We start from the raw sequence: 25,286 nt of genomic DNA on the forward strand, positions 1-25,286 counted from the left end.
ATCGCAAAAGAAAAAGCCTGACAAATATACAGACTTTTAACTTTTAACTTTCAAGCTTTAGAATACAGCCATACTGATGAAGTTAAGGATAAACAAGATATCCAAAATCCACATAATAAAGTGGACATCCTTAGCTTGACCTTTGACGATTTTGACCAAAGTATAAGTAAGGAAACCAGCTGCGATACCGTAAGTAATGCTATATGAGAATCCCATGAAAATAGAAGTGAAGAAGGCAGGAATAGCTTCAGACAAGTCTTCCCAATCCACACTCTTAAGGTTAGAGAGCATCATAACACCTACAATAATAAGAATAGGCGCTGTGGCTGCATTTGGAACGATTGACACCACTGGACTAAAGAAACTAGAAATGGCAAAGAGTACAGCAACCACAAGAGCTGTCAAACCAGTACGTCCACCAGCACCAATACCTGCTGCAGATTCAACGTAAGTTGTAACGTTTGAAGTCCCTGCAATGGCACCAATACTTGTACCAACAAGGTCAGAGTAAAGAGCACGGTCAAGAGCTTTTGATTCGTTGTTATCACCTGTTGAAGCAATGATACCAACCTTCTCACCAGTACCAATCAAGGTACCAATAGTATCAAAGATATCAGTCAATGAAAAGGCGAGAATAGCCATAAAGACACCAGGCAAACGAGAAACGTCTGCAAAGAGTGATCCCAATCCCTTAGATCCAAGCGCTGCACCAAAGACCTGACCAAGATCTTTAATAGATGATGTCAAGCTAGCTGCGTGCCAGTCAATGCTTCCAAGATCAACGACACCAGCAAAGATAGCAATGATAGTCGTTACAAGGATTGAAAGAAGAACACCACCACGAATACCTTTAACAATAAAGAAAATCGCAATCGCAAGACCAATCAAACCTACAATTACAGTTGGATTATTGAAAGCAACCAAACCTGGTGTAGCTGACGATGAAGCTGTAATTGACGCCTTAGCCATGTCAGCACCTTTACCTGCTACAGTGTAGGTATGTGGATTAATTGAGAATTTCAAGAAACCAGCATTTTTAATCCCAACATAGGCAAGGAAAACACCGATACCTGCTGAAATAGCAGATTTGAGGGCTGTTGGAATAGACTCAATAATCATCTTACGTACTTTAGTTACTGTGATGATCAATGAAATAACACCACATAGAAAGACCATTGCTAAGGCCTCTTGCCAAGTGTACCCCAAAGAAAAGACCACTGTATAGGTGAAGAAGGCATTAAGCCCCATACCAGGCGCTTGAGCGTATGGTAGGTTGGCATAAAAGGCCATCATCAATGTCCCTGCAACCGCACCAATAATTGTTGCTAAGAAAACACCTTGTGCAGGCATTCCTGTTTGGGCCAACATCGCTGGGTTAACAAAGAGGATGTAAGACATGGCAAAGAAAGTTGTCAATCCGGCAGTCACTTCTGTACGGACATCAGTACCATGTTCTTTCAATTTGAAAAACTTTTCCATGAAAGTTTAGACTCCTTAATAAAAAATATTGTCAAAATCCGAATAATTTCGGAACATTCTCACGTAGAATGCAACATTACTATTCTACATGAAATTATTTGACGGTGCAAGGTTTATTTCCTGAGACTTTTCTTATGAAAAACCGAACGTTCTTAGAAAGCTCTTTCTTAATCACCAACAAAGGACAGATTTTTGCTATAATAGGAACATGACAAAAAAATTGATTGCACTAGATCTTGATGGAACGCTCTTGCGCCCAGATGGAACTATTTCAGAATTTACACAAAAAACGATTAAAGACGTACAAAACAAAGGACACCAAGTCGTTATTGCTACAGGTCGTCCTTATCGTATGGCTATTGACCATTACAAAACACTAGGGTTAGAAACACCCCTCATCACCTTTAACGGCTCTTTGACCAATCTTCCAGACCAAGACTGGGCTTATGAGCATTCGGTTAAATTAGATAAGAAATATCTGATTAGCCTCTTACAACGCCATGATGAATTAGAGATGGATTTTCTGGCTAGTGAATATCGAAAACACTTCTATATCACTATGAATCACCCAGAGCGTATTCAACCACAACTCTTTGGTGTTGATAAAATTATTGAGGCTATGCGTTTGGAACCAGCAAAAATTACACGCAACCCAAATGCTCTTCTTATGCAAACTCGTCACGAAGATAAGTACCAGCTAGCCGATGACATCAAGAAGGACTTCAAGGAAGAAATTGAAGTTGATTCTTGGGGTGGACCGCTTAATATTTTGGAATTTTCGCCTAAAGGCATAAACAAGGCCTACGCCCTAAACTACTTACTTAAGGCCATGCGCAAATCAACGGATGATTTGATTGCTTTTGGAGACGAACACAACGACACAGAGATGTTGGAACTTGCTAAAACTGGTTATGCCATGAAAAATGCTAGCTCTGTTCTTCTCCCCCACGCTAACGAACAAATTGAGTGGACTAATGAAGAGGATGGCGTTGCTCGCAAACTCCAGGAACTCTTTTTATAAATAAGAAAAGACACCGAAAATTTCTTCGGTGTTTTTTCTTATGATTAAGGTAAAATAGCCACTGCACGCACTGGGGAACCTGTCGCCTTGTCCCAGTGAGGAAATGCAATCGAAATCAAAGCACCAACAGCTGGAACTTGATCCAATTGATTCAAGACTTCTACCTGATAAATGTTTTGTTCCAAGAGGTAGTATTCGTTAACCAAGCCATGTTCTGCTGCTGGAATACCAGCATCTGTATCAAAAGTCTCATGACCCACAGCCTTAACATGGCGTTCATGAATCAAGAATTCTAGAGCTTCACGGCTCCACCCTGGACTTTGTTGAACCCCATTTTCATCAAGGTTGCGCATAGCATCTTGATCTGGCCAACGCTTCGACCAATCACTACGAAAAGCGACAAAGGCCCCTTCAGTAATTTGTCCATGTTCTGCTTCAAAGTCTAAGATATCTTGTTTGCTCAAGATAAAGTTTGGATTCGCAGCAACTTCTTTAGACTTGTCGATAACATAGAGTGGTAAAAGAAGATCTTTGAGAGCAATCTCATCCAACCAACGACCACCTTCTACAAAGTGAATCGGTGCATCAATATGCGTTCCGTATTGACCAACTACTGTAAATTTTTGAACATGGAAACCATCTTTTAATGTGAAAAGGTCTTCTTGTTTCAAAGCTGGGAGAGCTGGAAAGTGTGGACTTTCTGCATTAATTTTGTGGGTCAAGTCAACCCATTTCTTAGATTGCAATTCATTATAAATACTTAGTAAATCTGACATAAGGAGGTCCTCTTTTCTTATAGATTTAACCTTAAATAGCTAATTGAAGAAATTATAGCAGCCATTAATAGCTATTACAAGCATTTATCTCATTTTTTCTTAATCCCATTTCTTCTAGTTAGATATAGCTTCAAACTATATCTAACTCTTTTTGTCTGAAAAGAAAGTATATTTGCGATAATTTGATATTTTTTCAATTTTATGACACTTTTGTTACGAAAAGCATTGACAAATCTATGATAACGTTTTACAATTAGATTGTTCTAATTTTCGAGGGACTAAAAAAATATTGTTGTCATTTTCATGTCATGAATGATAATACCAATAATCATTTTTCTATTCCTAAGAAGCAATATATAAAAGGAGGAAGAACACTAATGGGTATCGGTATTATTATTGCTAGCCATGGTAAATTCGCTGAAGGTATTCACCAATCAGGTTCTATGATTTTTGGTGAACAAGAGAAAGTTCAAGTGGTTACTTTCATGCCAAATGAAGGTCCTGACGACTTGTACGCTCACTTCAAAGATGCCATCGCTCAATTTGACGCTGACGACGAAATTCTTGTCCTTGCAGACCTTTGGTCTGGGTCACCATTTAACCAGGCAAGCCGTATCAAGGAAGAAAATCCTGATCGCAAGATGGTTATCGTGACAGGACTCAACTTGCCAATGCTTATCCAAGCATATACGGAACGTATGGTAGCTCCTGATGCTGGGGTTGAAGAGATTGTCGCTAACATTTATAAGGAAACAAAAGAAGGCGTTAAAGTCCTTCCAGAAGGCCTTATTCCTAAAGAAGACACTAAACCAGCCGACGCTAAGCCTTCTGTTCCTAAAGGTACCATTCCTGAAGGAACAGTACTTGGTGATGGAAAAATCAAATACGTTTTGGCTCGTGTTGACACACGTCTCCTCCACGGTCAGGTTGCGACTGGTTGGACTCACTCAACTCACCCAGACCGTATCATCGTTGTTTCAGACACTGTTTGTCATGATAAACTTCGTACAAACATGATTAAACAAGCCGCTCCATCTGGTGTTCAAGTTCACGTTATCCCAATTAAAAACATGGTTAAAGCAAACAATGACCCACGTTTTGGAGATACACGTGCTATGCTTCTCTTTGAATCTGTTGAAGATGCTCTTGCTGCTGTTAAAGCAGGTGTTGATGTTAAAGAAATCAACCTTGGTTCTTCAGCTTATAAAGAAGGAAAAGTCAACGTTACTAAGGCTCTTTCATTTGACCAAACAGATGTGGATGCTATCAAAGAGTTGCAATCATTGGGTGTCAAATTTGACGTTCGTGGGGTACCAAGTGATAGCCCAGCAAACGTTGATGCCTTGATTAAGTCAGCTGAAACTAAATTAGCAGAGAAGAAATAATTTTGGAGGATGCATAAATGAGTTTAGTACAAATTATTTTAGTCGTAATTGTTGCTTTCATCATCGGTTGTAGCTCAGTTAACGACCAAATTGAAACATACCAACCAGTTGTGGCTTGTTCCCTTATCGGTCTTGTTACTGGTCATCTCGAACTCGGCGTAATGTTGGGTGGTAGCTTACAGTTGATCACTATGGGATGGGCTAACGTTGGTGCTGCCATGGCACCAGATGCCTCACTTGCCGCTGTAGCTTCTACAATCATCCTTATCTTGGGTGGTCAAGGAACTAAAGGGATTGGTCCTGCCATCGCCCTTGCGGTGCCTTTGGCTGTTGCCGGTCTTGCCTTGACAATGGTTGTCCGTACAGCAACTGTCTTCATCGCTCATATTATGGATAGCCGTGCAGAAGCTGCTGATATCGCTGGTGTTGAAAGATGGCACTTTATCGGTATGGCCCTTCAAGGTCTCCGTGTTGCTATCCCTGCCCTCCTCTTGCTCTTGATTCCTGCACACCTCGTACAATCTGGTCTTGAAGCTATGCCTGAATGGTTAAAATCAGGTATGACAATCGGTGGTGGTATGGTTGTAGCCGTTGGTTATGCCATGGTTATCAACATGATGTCTAGTCGCGAAGTTTGGCCATTCTTCTTCCTTGGTTTTGCTTTGGCTGCCCTCAAAGAGTTGACCTTGATTAGCTTGGGTATCATCGGTCTCTGTCTTGCCGTTATGTACCTTGCACTTGAAGCTAGTGGTTCAAATGGTTCTTCAAATGATGGAGGATCAGGTGATCCCCTCGGTGAAATTCTGGAAGACTTTTAATTAGGAGGAAAGAAAATGGCTGATTCAAAAATTAAATTAACAAAAGCAGATCGTTTCAAAGCTTTCTTGCGCTCATACTTCCTTTTAGCTTCATTCAACTATGAACGTATGCAAAACGGTGGTGTGGCTTACACCCTTATTCCTGCAATCAAAAAACTTTATCAAACTAAAGAAGAACGTGCTGCTGCGCTTAAGCGTCACTTGGAATTCTTTAATACACAACCTTTCATGGCTAACCCAATCTTTGGGGTTACACTTGCCTTGGAAGAAGAACGTGCCAACGGTGCTGAGATCGATGATGCTGCTATCTCAGGGGTTAAGGTCGGTATGATGGGACCTCTTGCAGGTGCCGGTGACCCTCTCTTCTGGTTTACCCTTCGTCCAATCTTCCTTTCACTAGGAGCAGGTTTGGCTGTTTCAGGTAACGTCCTAGGCCCAATCGTCTTCTTCGTTCTCTGGAACGTTATGGTAGCTGCCGTTAAATGGTATACTCAAGAATTCGGTTACCGTGCTGGTACTGCGATTACAGACGACTTGTCAGGTAACCTTCTTCAACAAGTAACTCGTGGCGCATCAATGATGGGGATGTTCGTTATCGGTTCTCTTATCCAACGTTGGGTAAGCATTACCTTCACACCAGTTGTCTCTGTTGTTAAACAACAAGAAGGTGCTTATATCGATTGGGATAAACTTCCAAAAGGTATTGCCGGTGTTAAAGCAGCCTTCCTAGAACAAGCTGCTGGTAAATCACTCGAAGCCAACAAGGTGACAACCTTGCAAGATAACTTGAACCAATTGATTCCTGGTCTTGCTGCCCTTGGTTTGACTTTCCTCTGTATGTACCTTCTTAAGAGAAAAGTTTCTCCAATCGTTATCATTTTGGGTATCTTTGTTCTAGCTATTGTGCTCCACATTATTGGTGTACTCTAATCGGAGCAAGGTATGGTTAAATCGCTCAATACCGAAATGGCTCACACAACTAAGGGAACTTGGTTTCGTGAAGGGCCTATTTACGGAAATATCATGGTCGGAGATAAGGCTTTCGAATTTTACAATGATACGAAGTTACAAGACTACGTTCAAATTCCTTGGGATGAAATCACTTATGTGATTGCCGATGTCTACTTCGGTGGTAAATTCATCCCACGCTTTGAAATCCGTACTAAGCAAAATGGACGTTTCCGTTTTGCCAGTCGAAAAAGCCGAATAACTTTGAAAGAAATTCAAAAAAGAATTCCTCGAGAAAGTTTAAGAAAAGCACCTAGCTTCATCGTTGTTCTCAAACAAGGCTTTAAGAATCTTTTCCGACTCATTGTCAAGAAGAAATAATCTCCGAATATTATAAAAAGATTGCCCAATCTAATGGTTGGGCAATCTTTTTATAATATTTTGCTCATTTTTGAAAGAAATTGACTTCTTTTGAAATTTTATCTCACTAGCTATTGACATTTACGTGAAAGCGTTTTACAATATAATTGTTCTTGATTTCTTATGTTTAAAAAGATTGAGAGACGCTTTTTTTAGCGTCTTGAAAAAAATCGGAGATAGTCTTTTTAAGCCTAGGAAAAAATAATTTATAAGGAGGAGAACACGAATGGGTATCGGTATTATTATTGCCAGCCATGGTAAGTTCGCTGAAGGAATCCACCAATCAGGCTCTATGATTTTTGGAGACCAAGAGAAAGTTCAAGTCGTAACTTTCATGCCAAGTGAAGGTCCTGATGATTTGTACGCTCACTTCAACGACGCCATTGCACAATTCGATGCTGATGATGAAATTCTTGTTTTGGCTGACCTTTGGTCTGGTTCACCATTTAACCAAGCCAGCCGAATTGCTGGAGAAAATCCAGATCGCAAGATTGCTATCATCACAGGACTAAACTTGCCAATGCTAATCCAAGCATACACTGAACGTATGATGGATGCTAACGCTACTGCAGAGCAAGTTGCTGCTAATATCATCAAGGAAGCTAAGGGTGGTATCAAGGCACTTCCAGAGGAGCTAAATCCAGTTGAGGAAACAACTGCAGCTCCTGCGGAAGCTGCTGCACCTCAAGGAGCTATTCCAGAAGGAACAGTCATCGGAGATGGTAAACTCAAGATTAACCTTGCTCGTCTCGATACTCGTCTACTTCATGGACAAGTCGCTACTGCTTGGACTCCTGATTCAAAAGCAAATCGAATTATCGTTGCTTCAGACTCAGTTGCTAAAGATGAACTTCGCAAAGAGTTGATTAAGCAAGCGGCACCAAATAGTGTGAAAGCAAATGTTGTCCCAATTCAAAAATTGATTGATGCTTCTAAAGACCCACGTTTTGGTAACACACATGCGCTTATCTTGTTCGAAACTGTTCAAGACGCACTTCGTGCTATCGAAGGTGGCGTACCAATCAAAGAACTTAACGTTGGTTCTATGGCTCACTCAACTGGTAAAACAATGGTTAACAACGTTTTGTCTATGGATAAAGACGATGTTGCTTGCTTCGAAAAATTACGTGACCTTGGCGTTGAATTTGACGTCCGTAAGGTTCCAAACGATTCTAAGAAAGACTTGTTTGACCTTATCAAGAAAGCTAACGTTCAATAATCGATTACTTACGAAAGGATTTTTAACATGTCTATTATTTCTATGATATTAGTGGTTGTTGTTGCCTTCTTAGCAGGTCTTGAAGGTATCCTTGACCAATTCCAATTCCACCAACCACTTGTTGCATGTACCCTTATCGGTGCTGCTACAGGTAACCTCACTGCAGGTATCATGCTTGGTGGATCACTTCAATTAATCGCACTAGGATGGGCTAACATCGGTGCTGCAGTTGCGCCGGATGCTGCTCTTGCCTCTGTTGCTGCTGCAATTATCATGGTTCTTGGTGGTGACTTCACTGCCAAAGGGATTGCTGTTGCACAAGGGGTCGCCATCCCCCTTGCCGTTGCCGGTCTTTTCTTGACAATGATCGTGCGTACCCTCTCTGTTGGTTTGGTTCACACTGCTGATGCCGCTGCTAAAAAAGGGGATATCAAAGGAGTTGAACGTGCGCACTTTGTAGCACTTCTTCTTCAAGGCCTTCGTATCGCGATTCCTGCAGCTCTCTTGTTGATGATCCCTGCTGATACCGTTAAAACTGCTCTTGAAACAATGCCAAAATGGCTCTCTGATGGTATGCAAATCGGTGGGGGTATGGTTGTAGCTGTTGGTTATGCCATGGTTATCAACATGATGGCAAGCCGTGAAGTTTGGCCATTCTTCGCTATTGGTTTTGCACTTGCAGCTATTAGTAATTTGACACTTATCGCTCTTGGTGCTATCGGCGTCGCTATTGCCTTCATCTACCTCAACCTTTCTAAACAAGGTGGCGGAAATGGTGGCGGAAATTCATCTGGTTCAGGCGACCCAATCGGCGATATTCTCGAAGACTATTAAGAAAGGTGTGACACTATCATGACTGAAAAATTACAACTATCTAAATCAGATCGTCAAAAAGTTTGGTGGCGTTCAACCTTCTTGCAAGGTTCTTGGAACTATGAACGGATGCAAAACTTGGGTTGGGCTTACTCACTCATTCCTGCTATCAAAAAACTTTATACTAACAAAGAAGACCAAGCGGCTGCTCTTGAGCGTCACATGGAGTTCTTCAACACTCATCCATATGTTGCTGCACCAATCCTTGGAGTAACCCTTGCTTTGGAAGAAGAAAAAGCAAACGGTGCTGCTATTGATGATGCTGCTATCCAAGGGGTTAAAATTGGTATGATGGGACCTTTGGCTGGTATCGGAGATCCAGTCTTCTGGTTCACAGTTCGTCCAATCCTTGGAGCACTTGGAGCTTCCCTTGCTTTGTCAGGTAATATCCTAGGTCCAATTATCTTCTTCTTCGCATGGAATGCAATTCGTATGGCCTTCTTATGGTATACTCAAGAACTCGGATACAAAGCAGGTTCTGAAATTACCAAAGATATGTCTGGTGGAATCTTGCAAGACATCACTAAAGGAGCTTCTATCCTCGGGATGTTTATCCTTGCTGTCTTGGTAGAACGTTGGGTATCTATTAAATTTGTCTTCAATGTTTCTTCTGTCAAATTAGACGAAAAAGCCTATATCCACTGGGATAAACTTCCTGATGGATTTAAAGGAATTCAAGAAGCCTTCGCTCAAGTTGGTCAAGGACTTTCTCAAACACCTACAAAAGTAACAACTTTCCAAGATAACTTGGATTCATTAATTCCTGGTTTGATGGGATTGCTTCTTACTTTTGCTTGTATGTGGTTGCTTAAGAAGAAAGTATCTCCAATCCTAATCATTATTGCTTTATTTGTCATCGGTGTCTTGGCACACGTTACGGGCTTGATGTAAGTAAAGATCAATAAAAAGAAGGCCGAAACCTTCTTTTTATTATGGTATAATGAAATGAATATTGTTACAGGAGGAGAGCATGGCACAATCGCAGAATAAAACCGTTGAGTTCCATACCACTGGAGTCTCTTATCTAGGTGTTGGAGGTAAGGTTGGAAAAATTTTAGTTGGGGATGTTGCTTTCGAATTTTATGCAGATGCCAATGTTGAAGACTACGTCCAAATTCCATGGAAAGAAATTGAACAAATTGGAGCCAATGTCTCCGGGCGTAAAGTTAGCCGTCATTTTGAAATTTTAACCGACAAGAGCAAATTCCTCTTTGCCTCTAAAGATTCTGGGAAGATTCTAAAGATTGCTAGGGAACATCTTGGCAATGAAAAAGTTGTTAAATTACCTACTCTCATCCAAACCATTGGTGCTCGTATCAAAGGTTTATTTGCCAAAAAATCATAATTTTTGTATAATATAACAGACGGATAAGTACTAGCTAGATCCTTTCAGAAAGCCTGCGGTTGCTGCGAGCAGGTAGGGTTAACCTACGAAATTCTACCGTTTCTAATAATTAAAAACATAAACAAGTGCACTCCTGTGAAGTTGGATGGAACCGTGGCTCATGTCACTCCAACACTTTCACTGGAGTGTTTTACTTTTTGGAGGAACTTATGTTAGATGTAAAACGTATTCGTAACGACTTCGATGCCCTTGCCGAAAAATTGGCTACACGTGGGGTTGCTGCTGAAACTTTAAATGAACTTAAAGAGCTTGATGTTAAACGCCGTGAGCTTCTTATCAAATCTGAAGAACTCAAAGCTCAACGTAATATCGCTTCAGATGGTATCGCTCAAGCTAAACGTAACAAAGAAGATGCTTCAGAACAAATTGCAGCCATGCAAAAAGTTTCTGCAGAAATTAAGGAAATTGATGCCGAACTTGCTGCTATCGATGAAAAGCTTAATGCCATCGTTGTGACACTCCCAAATACACCAAACGACTCTGTTCCAGTAGGTGCTGACGAAGACGAAAACGTAGAAGTTCGCCGTTGGGGAACACCTCGTGACTTTGATTTTGAAGTTAAAGCTCACTGGGATCTTGGGGAAGACCTTGGTATCCTAGATTGGGAACGTGGTGCTAAAGTCACTGGTTCCCGCTTCCTTTTCTACAAAGGACTTGGAGCAAAATTGGAACGTGCGATTTACAACTTTATGTTGGATGAGCACGCTAAAGAAGGCTACACTGAAATGATCACACCTTACATGGTTAACCACGACTCAATGTTCGGTACTGGTCAATATCCAAAATTCAAGGAAGATACTTTCGAGCTTGACGGTACTGACTACGTCCTTATCCCAACCGCTGAAGTTCCTTTGACAAACTACTACCGCGGTGAAATCCTTGATGGTAAAGAATTGCCAATCTACTTCACAGCCATGAGCCCTTCATTCCGTTCAGAAGCTGGTTCAGCTGGTCGTGATACACGTGGATTGATCCGTCTTCACCAATTCCACAAGGTTGAAATGGTCAAATTCTCAAAACCAGAAAGCTCATACGATGAATTGGAAAAAATGGTAGTTAACGCTGAAAATATCCTTCAAAAACTTAACTTGCCATACCGTGTCATCACTTTATGTACTGGCGATATGGGATTCTCAGCTGCTAAAACCTACGACTTGGAAGTTTGGATTCCAGCACAAAACACTTACCGCGAAATTTCTTCATGTTCAAACACAGAAGATTTCCAAGCTCGTCGTGCACAAATCCGCTATCGTGACGAAGCTGATGGTAAAGTAAAACTTCTTCACACCCTCAACGGTTCAGGACTTGCTGTTGGACGTACAGTAGCTGCTATCCTTGAAAACTACCAAAACGAAGATGGTTCAGTAACTATCCCTGAAGTTCTTCGTCCTTATATGGGCGGTGCTGAAGTAATCGCACCAAAATAACAAGGAAAATCTCCAGAAAGAACCTGGAGATTTTTTAGTTTTTATTAGCTTTCTCGAAATAGGGTTTCAACTTATCAAATCCATCAGCAAGCTCTTCTACTAACTCTTCCATAGTTTTACTAGTAGTCACTACCACATCATACTTAACCAATACCTTGCGGATACGACCATCTCTAACTGCTGCTTTAAGCATCTGACGATTCTCTTCAGTTCCTTCTACACGATGACTGACACCATCTTCCTGGGCAAAATAGTATAGAGAGGGGGCAATCGGTAAGTCTAGGACCTTATGTTGCTTCGCTAGTGTGGTATCTGATTTTTTCCGTTCGACAAAGCTAACCTCAACTGAAATCCCCCATTTTTTAGGCTGACCATAAAGGCGAATCGCCATGGCAACATCGTCTAAACTGTCCTCAGGGGCCCTATAATAGCACCAAAAGTGTGGGCGACATATTTGTGCCTGATTGGCCCAATTACTGACACGATCCATCTTAAGGGGTGCCAAACGCTCCTCTAAAACTTTTGACAAAGTCTGCATTTCCTTACGAGCTGCTTGACCAAGTGCCTTGAGCACTTCCATCTCTTCTTGATGCGGACCCGCTTTTTCAGGTTTGATATACTTAACCCCTTGTTTAGATAAATAAGCTTTAATATTTTCTAACATCATTTTCTCCTTACAATGACAAAAGACCAACCCATAAAGATTCTATTCTGGTTGGTCTCTTTTTTATTTACGTTTACGAGCAATCAAGTGGATTGGTGTTCCTTCAAAACCAAAGGCCTGACGAATTTGATTTTCCAAGAAACGCATGTATGAGAAGTGCATAAGCTCTTCTTCATTGACAAAGATAACAAATGTTGGTGGTTTAACCGAAACTTGTGTGCCGTAGAAAATCTTAAGGCGTTTTCCTTTGTCAGTTGGTGTTGGGTTGATGGCAATGGCATCCATGATAACATCATTCAAGACAGCCGATGAAATACGACGATTTTGACTCTCACTGATGCGTTTAATCATCTCTGGCAACTTGTTAAGACGTTGTTTAGTTTCAGCCGATACAAAGATAATTGGTGCATAGCTCAAAAATTGGAACTGCTCACGGATATCCGCTTCCCAGTTAGCAACAGTATGGTTGTCCTTCTTAATCGTATCCCATTTGTTAACTACGATGATAATCCCTTTACCGGCTTCATGGGCAAAACCAGCAATACGCTTGTCATACTCACGGATACCTTCCTCGGCATTGATAACCATAAGGACAACATCAGAACGGTCAATAGCACGCATAGAACGCATGACAGAGTATTTCTCTGTATTTTCATAAACCTTACCAGATTTACGCATACCAGCGGTGTCAATCATGGTATACTCTTGACCTTCACTATCCACAAAGTTTGTATCAATGGCATCGCGAGTCGTACCAGCAATTGGGCTAGCAATTACACGGTCCTCCCCCAAAATGGCGTTAATCAAACTTGATTTTCCGACATTTGGACGTCCAATCAAACTGAAACGGATGATATCTGGATTTTCTTCTTCAACTTCTGTTGGGAGATTTTCAACGATAGCGTCGAGAACATCCCCTGTACCGATACCGTGAACAGATGAAACTGGATAGGGATCACCAAGACCAAGAGAATAGAAATCATAGATATCTGCACGCATCTCAGGGTTATCCACTTTATTTACCGCCAAGATAACTGGCTTGTTGGTCTTATAAAGAATACGGGCAACGTACTCGTCCGCATCTGTCACGCCTTCCTTACCTGAAACGACAAAGACAATAACGTCAGCTTCAGTCATGGCGATGTCAGCTTGGTGCTTAATTTGTTCCATAAATGGTGCATCAACATCATCGATACCACCAGTATCAATCAAGCTAAACTGGCGATTAAGCCATTCAGCAGAGGTATAAATACGGTCACGTGTTACCCCTTCAACGTCTTCGACGATAGAGATACGTTCACCCGCAATTCGGTTAAATAGGGTCGATTTCCCAACATTTGGGCGACCCACGATAGCAACTGTAGGTAATGTCATATGTTTAAGTCCCTGATAAAAATAGGGATTCCTTTCTTCATTTAGCAGTCTCACTTCCACCAAGGGAAGCAAACTCTCTTATTCTTTATCATTATGAGATTCAACTTAGCGGCGATTAACACCCTTCAAGTGAACCTCTTTGGCAAGAAAACGAATACGCTCCATCACACGTTTGGCCTGCCAAGTCTCGTCTCCTTGACGTCCATTGGATAGCTTAGCTTCTAAATCCGCAAAACTATAGTTAGACGTAAAGAAAGTAGGCAGCTCTTCAATCATACGATGCTGGAGGATGACTTGCAAAACATCATCCCTAATCCAAGAAGAAAATTGCTCTGCACCAATATCATCTAGAACCAAAACTTCTGCTTGTTTGACAGCGTCTATTTGTTCCTTGACAGAACCGTCCTTAATTCCATTTTTAACATCAATGGTAAAAGATGGGTAATGAATAATGGTCGTCGCAACCTTCTTGGTTTCGGAAAGTTCATGAGCCATAGCAGCCAACATGAAGGATTTTCCAACCCCCATGTCCCCGTAGATGTAGAGGCCTTTCTGGTCTGGACTAGGGTAATTCGCCACAAAATCCACGAGACTCTCAAAGGTATTCACACGCGCCACATCATCTAGAGCAATATCCGCAAAGGTAATCTTACGATAAGACTGAGGCAGACTCACCAAATTAATCCGTTTAGCGATAGCCTGTTGTTCCTGTTGCTCTTTGAGCTGACGCGTCTCCTTATAGGTCACATCAGCGTAGCCTTCATTCATGGTCAGAATCGGCTCATACCCTTTAGCAATATAGGAGGCATCACCTTCTTTGACCTTACGGCATTCCACCAGGAATTGATTAAACTTAGGAAGACTACGTTTGATTTCATCCTGGCTTAGGCTATGCTCTTGAATAAAGCTAACCACTCTTGGATCCGCCAAAATTTGCTTCGTTAAATCTGTTGCATTGCCAGACCCATGATGCCCTGTTCGGTTTAGGGTTTGTCCAACTCTTTCCATAGGCTACTCCTTTCCTTTTTCTAGTTTTGCCAAAGCCCGACGTCGAATTTCATCCAACTTAGCCTGATCAGCCTGACTGGTTTGATTATCATAATTTGGATTACTCCAGCTCGGCACATTTGTTTTCTTCTTAGAATCAACTTTTGCTTGTTGTGATTTCTTGTCGTAACCACTACGCAAAGCTAAAAGCCCTTGTTCAGCAGTGAGGATGTTCTTAAAGTCAAAGTCGTTAGCAAGTTTAGAGATATACTCTCGATTCACATTCGTCGAACGTGTCCGTCCCAAACTGTAAGCAACCATGAGGTTAATAACCTCATCCATAAAGCCTCTTTGTGCTAAATCCGTGAGAATCTGCTTCTCAGAATTAGTAACAGTCCCGCTTGGACCTTTGGCACCCTGTAAGTAATCTATAGGCTTTTCGGACCTAACCGCTTTAAGAATTTTTTTCTCAGTCTCCGTCAAAGCAGAGTCACCACCCAATTTTTGAGTTTGTGCCTGCTCTAATTGCACCTGCATACGCTTGACAATAATCTGGTGGTTGACGGCTGTCTTTTTAGCTAAGAGATAGGTATCATACCAATTCATGCCATGAGTCTCAGACAATTTATATATTTCAGGCACATCTGTCTTTTCATCTGTAAAGACAAGACCATCGGCCTGCATCCGATTCCTAAAACTAGTTAAATCAAATGAATTTTTAGGCTTGATTTCAGACACAGACTTTTGAGCCAAACGCTCATCGGTAAAAACATCCGAAAAACGTTTAGATAAATCTTGCAATCCTTGGAGACCTACCGGTTTCAAAGCGTCTACTGCTGGTTCACTAATCTTTTGCTCGAGAAGTGAACTATAAACGGCATGTTTTAGAAACTGCTCAATTGTTAAGGGAGACTTAAGCTCTATCACATAAAACCCTTGAGGTGACTGGTAAAAGGCCAAGAGATCTACTGCTGTCAGAACCGCCAGTGCTTCTTGAAGGGGCTGCATTCCAAAGTTAAGGTGATTCAGAATAGCCGCAAACTTATGGCGGCGATTACCATTGTCATAAAAAGCCACGAAATACTGGTAGAGAGCGTATCCCTCACTCCCAATAATGGGATAATAGCAACGCATTAAACTTGCCTGATCGGGAACGATAACCTGATTACCAACATAGACAAATTCTTCAATAGGTCTCATTTTTTAGACTCTTTTTTCGCACGTACAGTCTTGGTGATTTCTTGAAGTAACTCTTCAATCTCATCAACATCTTTGAAAGAACGGTAGACACTAGCAAAACGTACATAAGTAATTTCATCAAGGTCAGCGAGTTCTTTCATCACTAAATTCCCAATGACATCACTATCAACCTCTCCATCATGGTTACGGCGAATATTTTGCTCAATACGGGTGATGGCATTTTCGATATCCTCACTAGAAACCGGACGCTTCTGAGCACTCATCAAGATACCATTGAAAATCTTATCGCGAGAGAATTGTTCACGAGTACCGTCTTTTTTGACAACCAAAAGTGGAACTTCTTCCACACGCTCAAAAGTTGTAAAACGAGCATGACAAGAATCACACTCACGACGACGACGAATGGTATTCCCATCCTCTGCCTGACGGCTATCGATAACACTAGATTTATTATGTTGACATTTTGGACAACGCATGCACTTCACCACCAATCTTTGAAATTCGGTACTCTATTTTACCATAAAAACACACAAAAAGCACGCTCTAAACGAGGCGCGCTCACGACCAAGAATCACTCTAAGACTCTTATAAATTGATTTAAAGCTCAAGTTGAGGTGTCGTCGTTTCTCCATCCGCAAATGGAATGTAAAGGTCGAAACGTGTTCCAACACCAAGTTCAGAACTAACATCGATACGGCAGCGATAAGCTTCCACAATTTGGTAAAGGATTGACAAACCAATACCGACACCAGATTGCGTTGTCGTACGGTTACGTGCCTTATCTGAACGATAGAAACGTTCAAAGATATGCTCAATATCTTCTTTAGAAATCCCTTCACCATTATCTTGTACTTGTACCAACATTTCATCTTCTAGAGCCTTAATTGTAACCTGGATTTCCTTGTTAACAGGAGAATACTTGACCGCATTATCAATCAAAATAGTAATCGCCTGTTCAAAGTGTTGGCTGTAAATCTGTGCTGGACGCTCTGAGCTCTCAAAATCATTGAGATAGAATTGGTAATCTTCATGCAAGACACGGAAGTTACCAATAACCGTACGGATTGAAGAATTCAAATCACACGTATCATTTCTATGATTTTCAAATGATCCTTTGACACGGATAGAATCCAACATATCATTAATCATAATCGTCATACGGTTGGCCTCGTGACTTGCAGCCTCAAGACTCTCCTCAAGAATCTCAGGGTCATTTTTACCCCAACGTTGCAAGAGGTCCATATGGCCCTTGATAACCGCAATCGGCGTACGTAATTCATGACTGACGTCACTCAAGAAACGCATCTGCATCTGATTATTTTCTTGGATTTTATCCATCATACGGTTAAAGTTAACCGCCAAATCACCAATTTCATCGTGACTTTCAATCTTAGAACGAAGTTCCAAATCACTTGGCGAATCGGTGATAACTCCCATCGTTTCGTGCAACTGTCTCATCGGACGAAGAATAGATGTCAAGACAACCACAGTTGCTGCGATAACTAGGACCGTCATCCCCACTTCTAGGAAAATCAATAAGAAAATCAAACGCTCTTTCAGAGCATAGTAGAATTCCAAATCATGGAAAATCTGGGCATAACCAACGATGGTCTTTTTATCCTTACCGTAAATTGGAACTTGTAGTAAGAAACCACGCTTTCCTTTATAGGACACTGACTTCAGTTTGTTTACTTCAGACATGCCTGGAGGAGAGTCTGTGTTTTCCTCAGAAGTAAAGATAAACGTTCCCTTTTTGTCATAAACAAAAACAGATTGGTTAGAAAATAATTTATTAGAAATTGCAACTTGACCATCCAAAGAGTGCTTTTCAGAAAGCACACCATTAATGATTGATGCATAGATATTTTTAGGCGAATAAAGGGCCGCTAAAAGCGGTTCTGGACTCAACTCTTCATCAGAATCCCAGTCCTTTTCGATATAAGTAACAACTTTCGAAATTGTGTTATTTACATTTTGACGTTCACGTTGCAAAAGAAGCGTATTGGCCGAGAAAACAACAACCAGAGTGAACATCGACAATACAAGAAAGAAGACCACAGCAGTTGTCATGGTCAACTTTTTTCTAATGGTTACTTTACCAAATAATTTATCTTGTAATTTACTCATTTTTCACGGATAACGTAACCCATTCCTCGCACTGTTTGAATGTATGATTCCTTACCTGGAACATCGATTTTTCCACGCAAGTAACGAATATAAACATCTACAACGTTTGTTTCGATTGCATCATCATATTTCCAAACTTGAAGCAAGAGTTCCTCACGGGTCATCACTTGGTTCATATTGCTCAAAAGTGTGTTCAACAAATCAAACTCACGTTTTGTCAATGGAATTGCTTCATCACCACGAACAACTGTACGGTTTTGAACATCCAATTTCAAATCACGATAAGTTGACGCTTTAGCTGGTGCATTCTTAGCAGCTTCAATATCTTGGCGACGGAAGGTTGCACGAATACGTGCCAATAGTTCTTCAATCGCAAAAGGTTTTACAATATAGTCATCAGCACCACGGTCCAAACCAGCAACAATGTCCATGATTGAATCGCGGGCTGTCATCATCATAATATAAGTATCTTTTTCTTGTTGGAGACGACGTGTTACTTCAAAACCGTCCATCTCAGGCAACATAAGGTCCAAGAGAATAAGATCGAAATCTTTCTCGAGTGCCATTTCAAGTCCTTCACGTCCGTTGTCTGCTGTCACAACGTCGTATCCTTCGTGTTGAAGTTCAAGAGAGACAAAACGAGCAAGGTTTTTCTCATCTTCAACAATCAAAATGCGTTTGCTCATAATAAGTATTTACCACTTTCTTAAAATTTTTTGACTTCTATTTCCCTTAAAAAGTCTGTAGATTTACCCTATAAATAAATCCGAAAATTAACTTCTAATGATATAATAATACAGTTTTTTAAAATTGTCAAACATTTTTAGTTTATTTTTTTGAATTAATTTTCGTCAAATAGACCGTTCAATTGGGCAAAGGGATTACTTGCTTCTTTTTTCTCCTGTTGAAGTGCGGCAAAATCCTCTTCTGACAAGACTTCCCAGTCATTACCTGAGAGCGAAATTTGTCCTGATTCTTCCTCAGGTGTTAGTACTCTCAAAGGAATATTAAGAAGAATATTATCTAGAATACTCTCATCAAGATTAATGGTATCCCCATCCAAGATAAGAACTAGATTTTCTTCGACTAATTCCTTTTGAAGAGCTGCATCTGCCTCTTGTATAAAGGTTTCTGAAACCGGATAGTTAAAGCTAAGTGTCACAGGTTCAAGTGAACGGCTAGATGGCAAGGTAATATCATAGCTAAGTTGATAGTCCAAAAGGTACAAGCCATTATCATAGGCTACCTGACCACTTGCTTGAATCTGTTCAAGATTTAAAACTTGATCATAGCGTTCTTTAATAGACTCCAACAAAGAAGGTGCTTCGGTAAAGGCGAGCCCCTCTGGAGACTTTCTAACTTCTGAAAGATAAATCATTCTTAATCCTCAATTTAAATTTCCCCATAGGGATCTATTTTCAATCCACAAGACCATAATCCCCTACATTCACTTTTCATTAGAGAGCATGATTATGATTTTAGACTTAATTAGTATTATATCAAATTTTTAAGAAAAAATAACACCTTTAATATTACATATTTCTTAAACTTAGAACTTTTTTCAAAGCTAATGAGGAACTTACTCGGACCCAGTTTCCATCTGTCCTATAGAGTTAGATGAAAGCTCTTAATTATGGTAAAATAAGAGCATTGAAACTAGATAAAAGGAATATATAATGACACCTGAAGATTTTTACAAGGCTCTGAAAGAACTGGGGTTCGATCTCAGCCAAAAACAAAAAGACCAATTCCAACGCTACTTTGAACTTTTGGTAGAATGGAACGAAAAGATCAACCTTACTGCAATCACAGAAAGAGACGAGGTCTACCTCAAACATTTCTATGATTCTTTGGCTCCTGTTCTTCAAGGGCATATTAAAAATCAAAGTATTCGACTTCTGGATATCGGAGCTGGAGCTGGATTTCCAAGTCTCCCTATGAAAATCCTTTGCCCTGAGCTTGATGTGACTATCATCGACTCTCTTAATAAACGCATCAATTTCCTCAATCTCTTGGCTGATGAACTTGAGCTCAGCGGTGTTCACTTCTATCATGGACGTGCAGAGGATTTTGGACAAGACAAGGCCTTCCGTGCTCAGTTTGATATTGTTACTGCCCGTGCCGTCGCACGCATGCAGGTTCTCTCAGAATTGACCATTCCTTTCTTGAAGGTTGGTGGACAACTTATTGCACTTAAAGCTGCAGCAGCTGATGAAGAGTTAGCCGATGCTAAAAATGCCTTGAACTCGCTTTTTGCCAAGCCTATTCTCAACGAGAACTACAGACTGCCAAATGGGGATGGACGTAATGTCACTATTGTCGATAAGAAAAAAGAAACCCCTAATAAGTACCCACGTCGTGCTGGAATTCCTAACAAGAAGCCGCTATAACGTTTATCCAAGGAGGTGTCTTACTCCTTGGATTATTATTTACTCTTATGATAACTCGGAGGTTTTCATTGATCAATCGTCTTTCTGTCACGCAAAAGCTGGTGCTCAGCTTTGTCTTTGTCATTATAGTGGGAAGTATTTTACTTAGCCTTCCCATAAGCCACTATGCTAATAGTCCAGAAACAAGCTACCTGGATCATCTCTTCAATACTGTGTCAATGGTCTGTGTAACTGGACTTTCTGTTGTCCCGGTCAGTAAGGCTTACAATGGTCTCGGTCAAATTTTCTCTATGCTTCTCATGCAGACGGGAGGACTTGGGCTCGTCTCTCTTATAGCCTTTAGCACCTATACCCTGAAAAATAAATTAGGACTGAGTGATCAAGATCTCCTTCAATCCGCACTTAGCAGGGATAACCAAAAAGATTTGAAAGCTTATCTTTTTAAGGTCTATAAAATTACTTTTTCTATTGAAGCTTTAGCAGCACTTGTGATTATGACTGATTTCATTCCTCGTTTTGGACTTGGTCACGGCATTTTTAATAGTCTCTTTCTAGCTGTCTCTGCCTTTTGTAATGCTGGATTTGACAACTTAGGTTCTAACAGTTTACAGGATTATGCAACCAATCCAACCATTAACCTTGCTGTAGCTTTTCTCATTATGTCTGGAAGTTTGGGATTTGCAGTTTGGATTGATTTGATTCAACTATTGCGACGTTATATTAAAGATCGTCCAAGGAATTGGAAATTAGCTTGTAGACCTTTCAGCAATCAAAGCCGTCTTGTTCTTATAAGTACAGGCTGTCTCCTCTTGGGAGGAACACTACTTGCTTGGTTACTGGAAATGGATAACTCTAAGACAATCGGTACTCTCAATGTCTGGCAACAACTTCTGGTGAGTTTCTTTCAGACTGTAACCATGCGTACCGCTGGCTTTGCAACTATTTCCTATACCAATGTCGATTTCTCCACAAATCTTCTTTTTATGATTCAAATGATTATTGGGGGTGGTCCTGGAGGAACTGCGGGTGGTATCAAGGTGACAACTGCCACTATCATGTTCCTGCTTTTTAAGTCAGAGCTATCTGGTAACTCGAGCGTTGTTTTTCGAAATCGTATTATATCTAATAAGACTGTTTTGCAAGCATTCACAGTTATCCTCTTTTTCCTAACAATGCTCTTTGTCGGCTATGTTATTTTGCTGGAGACTAATCCTACACTATCGCCCCTAGGCCTACTTTTTGAGAGTGTGTCAGCCATTGCTACCGTTGGTGTTTCAATGGATTTGACCCCTAATCTAAATACTCTAGGACGACTCGTTATCATGTCTCTGATGTTCATTGGCCGTGTTGGACCTATCACTGTTCTCTTGAGCTTGATGACCAAAAAAGAAAAGCATGTCTCTTATGCCCCAACTGATATTTCAGTTGGCTAAACAATTTTATTCATTGACAATATTCTGAAAGGATTTTATATGAAAACACAAATTATTGGGGTCCTCGGTTTGGGAATCTTTGGACAAACCATTGCAACCGAACTCTCCTCTTTTGGACAAGACGTTATCGCCTTAGATAATAACTCTACAACAATTGATTCCCTTGCTGATCAGGTGACTAAGGCCGCTGTTGGTGACATTACTGACATTGACTTTCTACGTTCTGCTGGTATTGATACTTGCGATACGGTCATTATTGCAACTGGAGAACACTTAGAATCTTCTGCACTGGCGCTCCTGCAATGTAAAAAACTTGGCATTACAAATATTATTGCTAAAGCTATGAATAACAATTATGAGGAAGTCCTTTACGGAATGGGGGCCAACTGGGTCATCACTCCTGAGCGTAGCACAGCAAAAGACTTGGCTTCAAACATCCTCCGTTATAACATTTCAAATGTTTTTCATTTAGAGGACGACGTGGCTTTAATTGAACTTAAAATTCCAAAAGAATGGGCTGGAAAGTCTTTGCATACATTAAATCTAAGACAAAATTATAACGTCAACGTTATTGGTTTTAGAGATGAGCAAAATGGCAAGTTAAACACTCACTTTGACCCAAGTAAGAAACTACCTGACGAAGGAATCATCCTAGTTGTCGCCGACAATCGGACACTAGAAAAATTTGATTATTTAGGCTATTTGAAATAACAAAAAAACGTTCCAATCTCGTTCATCTGGACAAGACGGGAACGTTTTTTATTATGCTTAATGGCAGATTCTCTCTATGCTAAGAACATTATCCCCATGGATTATAAAAACGACCATGATTGAAGAAAATTAATCCAATACTAATCCCCAATATAACGATAGCTGATAGGATGACAAGGTAATCTTGTTTCATCAAAGATTTATGAACATACCATGTACGTTTTTTGTAGCGACCAAATCGTCGTAACTCCATGGCTGTCGATATGGTATCAATTCGTTCGAGAGATGAAAAAATTAGTGGAAGAACAATTTGGAGATTCCCGCGAATACGTTTGACCAGTCCCGCCTTTTGCGACAAATCCAAACCACGAGCCTCCTGAGCCTTACGAATCGTAAAGAATTCTTCTTGGACATCTGGAATATAACGCAAGGTTAAACTAACGGAATAGGCAAATTTATAAGGAATCCCAATCTGATTAAGACTAGCCGCAAACTGACTCGGATGGGTAGTCATGAGAAATAGGATGGCAAGAGGAACCGTTGAAAAATATTTAAGCAATAGATTTGCAAGGTAAAAAAGCTCCTGACTGGTTAGATAGAAACGTCCCCAGCCTTCAATAATAACTGTCTTAGCCCCGTAAATTTCTTCACCATAACCGGGTGCGAAAAGGTAGACCATAAGTAAATTAAAGAGAGCAATGGATCCAATAATCTTAACAACGAAAGAAATATCTCGCCAACGAATCTTAGCCAAATAAAAGAGATAAATGGAAAGTACGCCTACTGCTAGGATAAAGCGGGGGTCATAGGTTGCCATACAGGCAACTGAAACCAAGATAAAGAAAAGCATCTTACTTGCCCCAGACAAATCATAGAGGAAACCTTGACCTGACTGATAACCAATTAAACGATTAGACATTAGGGCCTCCTTTTTCGATATAATACTGGGTTACTTCTACTGGATCACTTGACAATTTCTGACCCAAAGTATAAAGAGAGGTCTGCTTGAGATTAGCTGACTCTAGTAAATCCTTCTGATTAAGAATTGTAACAGGGTTGTCGTCTGCAATGACTTTCCCCTCAACCACAACGAGACAACGGTCGCTATATTCCAACATGAGCTGCATGTCATGGGTAATCATCACAATCGTATGACCTTGCTTCTGAAGACTGTCCAAGAAATTCATGATATCTGTGTAAGTCTTGTAATCTTGACCAGCCGTTGGCTCATCCAGGATAATGATTTCAGGTTTCAAAACCAAGATAGATGCAATGGTCACGCGCTTTTTCTGACCAAAGGAAAGCGCAGAAATGGGCCAGTTACGAAAACTATAGAGACCACAAGTCTTCAAGACCTCATGAACACGCTCTTCAACCTCAGCCTCTTCAATTCCTCGCAAACGCAAACCAAGAGCCACCTCATCAAAAATCATAGTTTGGCTAATCATCTGATTTGGGTTTTGTAGAACAAAGCCTATACGTTCTGAACGCTCAGCGATGCTATCCTGACTAACATCCTGCCCCTTGTAAGTTAATTTTCCTTGACTAGGAACAAAACCGCATAGAGCCTTGGCAAGCGTCGACTTCCCAGCCCCATTTTTTCCGACAATCGCTAGTCGCTCACCTTTTTTCAAGCTAAAGGACAGATCCTCTATGATTGCTGGATTATCCCCATAGGAAACACTAAGCCCCTCAACCTTCAAAATAGAATCGCTCGAACTGTCTCTTTTATCTTTCAAAACTCTGTCTGGCAGAGCAAGGTCAGATAAGTCTAAAGCATCTAATTGACTAAGATTTTGTGTACTCCTTGTGTTAAATCCCAACTGACGTAAAACCGTCACATATAGAGGTTCGCGAATCCCATTTTCTAACAAGAGTGTGCTCGATAAAAGCTCATCTGGGCTACCATTAAAGAGGAGCTCTCCATCATTGACCAATAAAATGCGGTCAACGGGACGATAAAGAACATCTTCTAGGCGATGCTCAATAATAATCGTCGTAGCTCCTACCTCCTTGTGTATCTTATCAATGAGGTCAATGGTTTCCTGTCCTGATTTAGGATCTAAATTTGCCAGAGGCTCATCAAATAAAAGAATAGGACTTTCATCAATCAAGACTCCAGCCAAACTGACTCGTTGCTTTTGGCCACCTGATAAATCTTGAGGGCGGTGATTCAGAAGAGAGGTCAAGTCTAGACGCTCAGCCCAGAGGGCTACCTTATCTTTCATCTCACCTTGATCAGCACAATCATTCTCCAAAGCAAAAGCCAAATCCTCGGCTACTGTTAGGCCAATAAACTGACCATCTGGATCCTGCAATACCGTCGATACCAACTGTGACTTATCATAGATAGATTGTTTGAAAATATCCTGACCATCTATCCTTACCTGGCCTTGTGCCTGACCTTTATGAATATTAGGTATGATACCATTGAGACACTGAGCTAGGGTCGACTTTCCACTACCAGAAGGACCTAAGATGAGGACTTTCTCGCCCTTGGCAATATCAAAGCTAATATCTTTAAGCGTCGCTTCTGCTTGCGCATCATATTGAAATGTAAACTGATTAAAACTAATGTATTTATCCATGTTTCTACTAAAAAAGAGAGGAGGTATCAAAACAAACTGAC

At 40.7% G+C, this 25,286-nt stretch carries 25 protein-coding genes; 13 read left to right on the forward strand and 12 right to left on the reverse strand.

Annotation, left to right across the window (positions count from 1 at the left end):
* Positions 1-57: 57 nt before the first annotated feature.
* Positions 58-1,479, reverse strand: a complete 1,422-nt coding sequence (locus tag LG375_RS05375) for an NCS2 family permease (RefSeq protein ID WP_002883789.1) — start codon at positions 1,477-1,479, stop codon at positions 58-60.
* A gap of 208 nt (positions 1,480-1,687) precedes the next feature.
* On the opposite strand from LG375_RS05375, the gene LG375_RS05380 reads away from it, so the two are divergent.
* Positions 1,688-2,500 carry a Cof-type HAD-IIB family hydrolase gene (locus LG375_RS05380; protein WP_037600339.1) on the forward strand — a complete coding sequence of 271 codons (813 nt, stop codon included), beginning with the start codon at positions 1,688-1,690 and terminating at the stop codon, positions 2,498-2,500.
* 44 nt (positions 2,501-2,544) lie between these two features.
* Here the strand turns inward: LG375_RS05380 and LG375_RS05385 are convergent, their stop codons facing one another.
* A complete protein-coding gene (locus LG375_RS05385) occupies positions 2,545-3,276 on the reverse strand; it encodes a cyclase family protein (RefSeq protein ID WP_002889986.1) in 732 nt (243 codons plus the stop codon).
* 377 nt (positions 3,277-3,653) lie between these two features.
* Between LG375_RS05385 and LG375_RS05390 the strand changes: the two genes are divergently transcribed.
* The 9 genes from LG375_RS05390 (at position 3,654) to serS (ending at position 11,771) form a co-directional block, all read left to right on the forward strand.
* The gene (locus tag LG375_RS05390) at positions 3,654-4,661 is read left to right on the forward strand and encodes a PTS sugar transporter subunit IIB (protein WP_021143568.1); all 1,008 of its coding nucleotides are present in this window, start codon (positions 3,654-3,656) and stop codon (positions 4,659-4,661) included.
* Positions 4,662-4,678: 17 nt separating this feature from the next.
* Positions 4,679-5,479: a PTS mannose/fructose/sorbose transporter subunit IIC gene (locus tag LG375_RS05395; protein ID WP_002886606.1), complete on the forward strand. Its 801-nt coding sequence runs from the start codon at positions 4,679-4,681 to the stop codon at positions 5,477-5,479.
* A gap of 15 nt (positions 5,480-5,494) precedes the next feature.
* Positions 5,495-6,409, forward strand: a complete 915-nt coding sequence (locus tag LG375_RS05400) for a PTS system mannose/fructose/sorbose family transporter subunit IID (RefSeq protein WP_002889984.1) — start codon at positions 5,495-5,497, stop codon at positions 6,407-6,409.
* A gap of 12 nt (positions 6,410-6,421) precedes the next feature.
* Positions 6,422-6,808, forward strand: coding sequence for a DUF956 family protein (locus LG375_RS05405; RefSeq protein WP_014633902.1), 387 nt, complete (start codon positions 6,422-6,424; stop codon positions 6,806-6,808).
* A gap of 265 nt (positions 6,809-7,073) precedes the next feature.
* Positions 7,074-8,066 carry a PTS sugar transporter subunit IIB gene (locus tag LG375_RS05410; RefSeq protein ID WP_037600330.1) on the forward strand — a complete coding sequence of 331 codons (993 nt, stop codon included), beginning with the start codon at positions 7,074-7,076 and terminating at the stop codon, positions 8,064-8,066.
* 27 nt (positions 8,067-8,093) lie between these two features.
* Positions 8,094-8,900 (forward strand): PTS mannose/fructose/sorbose transporter subunit IIC, encoded by an 807-nt coding sequence (locus LG375_RS05415; RefSeq protein WP_037600328.1) that lies wholly within the window; start codon positions 8,094-8,096, stop codon positions 8,898-8,900.
* Between the two features lie 18 nt (positions 8,901-8,918).
* A complete protein-coding gene (locus LG375_RS05420; RefSeq protein ID WP_037600324.1) occupies positions 8,919-9,830 on the forward strand; it encodes a PTS system mannose/fructose/sorbose family transporter subunit IID in 912 nt (303 codons plus the stop codon).
* Positions 9,831-9,909: 79 nt separating this feature from the next.
* Positions 9,910-10,284 carry a DUF956 family protein gene (locus LG375_RS05425; protein WP_037600321.1) on the forward strand — a complete coding sequence of 125 codons (375 nt, stop codon included), beginning with the start codon at positions 9,910-9,912 and terminating at the stop codon, positions 10,282-10,284.
* A gap of 209 nt (positions 10,285-10,493) precedes the next feature.
* Entirely contained in the window at positions 10,494-11,771 is a 1,278-nt protein-coding gene (gene serS / locus LG375_RS05430; RefSeq protein ID WP_037597435.1) for a serine--tRNA ligase, read from the forward strand.
* A gap of 34 nt (positions 11,772-11,805) precedes the next feature.
* Here the strand turns inward: serS and LG375_RS05435 are convergent, their stop codons facing one another.
* The 8 genes from LG375_RS05435 to LG375_RS05470 all read right to left on the reverse strand — a co-directional run bounded on the left by LG375_RS05435 (position 11,806) and on the right by LG375_RS05470 (position 19,501).
* The gene (locus LG375_RS05435; protein WP_037600318.1) at positions 11,806-12,435 is read right to left on the reverse strand and encodes a hypothetical protein; all 630 of its coding nucleotides are present in this window, start codon (positions 12,433-12,435) and stop codon (positions 11,806-11,808) included.
* A gap of 63 nt (positions 12,436-12,498) precedes the next feature.
* A complete protein-coding gene (gene der / locus LG375_RS05440; protein WP_037597430.1) occupies positions 12,499-13,809 on the reverse strand; it encodes a ribosome biogenesis GTPase Der in 1,311 nt (436 codons plus the stop codon).
* A 105-nt stretch (positions 13,810-13,914) separates the two neighbouring features.
* The gene (gene dnaI, locus LG375_RS05445) at positions 13,915-14,817 is read right to left on the reverse strand and encodes a primosomal protein DnaI (protein WP_225745451.1); all 903 of its coding nucleotides are present in this window, start codon (positions 14,815-14,817) and stop codon (positions 13,915-13,917) included.
* Positions 14,818-14,820: 3 nt separating this feature from the next.
* A complete protein-coding gene (locus tag LG375_RS05450; RefSeq protein WP_225745452.1) occupies positions 14,821-15,996 on the reverse strand; it encodes a DnaD domain protein in 1,176 nt (391 codons plus the stop codon).
* Positions 15,993-16,472: a transcriptional regulator NrdR gene (gene nrdR, locus LG375_RS05455; protein WP_002883820.1), complete on the reverse strand. Its 480-nt coding sequence runs from the start codon at positions 16,470-16,472 to the stop codon at positions 15,993-15,995. The genes LG375_RS05450 and nrdR overlap by 4 nt, the downstream gene beginning before the upstream one ends.
* Positions 16,473-16,593: 121 nt before the next feature.
* Positions 16,594-18,123 carry a HAMP domain-containing histidine kinase gene (locus LG375_RS05460; protein WP_002889963.1) on the reverse strand — a complete coding sequence of 510 codons (1,530 nt, stop codon included), beginning with the start codon at positions 18,121-18,123 and terminating at the stop codon, positions 16,594-16,596.
* Entirely contained in the window at positions 18,120-18,809 is a 690-nt protein-coding gene (locus tag LG375_RS05465) for a response regulator transcription factor (protein ID WP_002883757.1), read from the reverse strand. Before LG375_RS05465 ends, LG375_RS05460 begins: the two co-directional genes overlap by 4 nt.
* Positions 18,810-18,964: 155 nt before the next feature.
* A complete protein-coding gene (locus LG375_RS05470) occupies positions 18,965-19,501 on the reverse strand; it encodes a DUF177 domain-containing protein (RefSeq protein WP_037600313.1) in 537 nt (178 codons plus the stop codon).
* A 298-nt stretch (positions 19,502-19,799) separates the two neighbouring features.
* On the opposite strand from LG375_RS05470, the gene rsmG reads away from it, so the two are divergent.
* The 3 genes from rsmG (at position 19,800) to LG375_RS05485 (ending at position 22,657) form a co-directional block, all read left to right on the forward strand.
* Entirely contained in the window at positions 19,800-20,513 is a 714-nt protein-coding gene (rsmG, locus tag LG375_RS05475; RefSeq protein WP_048673867.1) for a 16S rRNA (guanine(527)-N(7))-methyltransferase RsmG, read from the forward strand.
* Between the two features lie 68 nt (positions 20,514-20,581).
* The gene (locus LG375_RS05480) at positions 20,582-21,946 is read left to right on the forward strand and encodes a TrkH family potassium uptake protein (protein WP_269780036.1); all 1,365 of its coding nucleotides are present in this window, start codon (positions 20,582-20,584) and stop codon (positions 21,944-21,946) included.
* Between the two features lie 39 nt (positions 21,947-21,985).
* Positions 21,986-22,657 carry a potassium channel family protein gene (locus tag LG375_RS05485; protein WP_104020636.1) on the forward strand — a complete coding sequence of 224 codons (672 nt, stop codon included), beginning with the start codon at positions 21,986-21,988 and terminating at the stop codon, positions 22,655-22,657.
* Between the two features lie 88 nt (positions 22,658-22,745).
* Here LG375_RS05485 and LG375_RS05490 read toward each other — a convergent pair whose 3' ends face one another.
* On the reverse strand, positions 22,746-23,576 hold the full coding sequence (locus LG375_RS05490; protein WP_225745453.1) for an energy-coupling factor transporter transmembrane component T family protein: 831 nt from the start codon (positions 23,574-23,576) through the stop codon (positions 22,746-22,748).
* Complete coding sequence (locus LG375_RS05495) at positions 23,569-25,245, reverse strand: ABC transporter ATP-binding protein (RefSeq protein WP_225745454.1); 1,677 nt, start codon at positions 25,243-25,245, stop codon at positions 23,569-23,571. Before LG375_RS05495 ends, LG375_RS05490 begins: the two co-directional genes overlap by 8 nt.
* Positions 25,246-25,286 lie beyond the last annotated feature (41 nt).

The sequence above is a fragment of the Streptococcus sp. Marseille-Q3604 genome, from assembly GCF_916619785.1.
Classification (GTDB): domain Bacteria; phylum Bacillota; class Bacilli; order Lactobacillales; family Streptococcaceae; genus Streptococcus.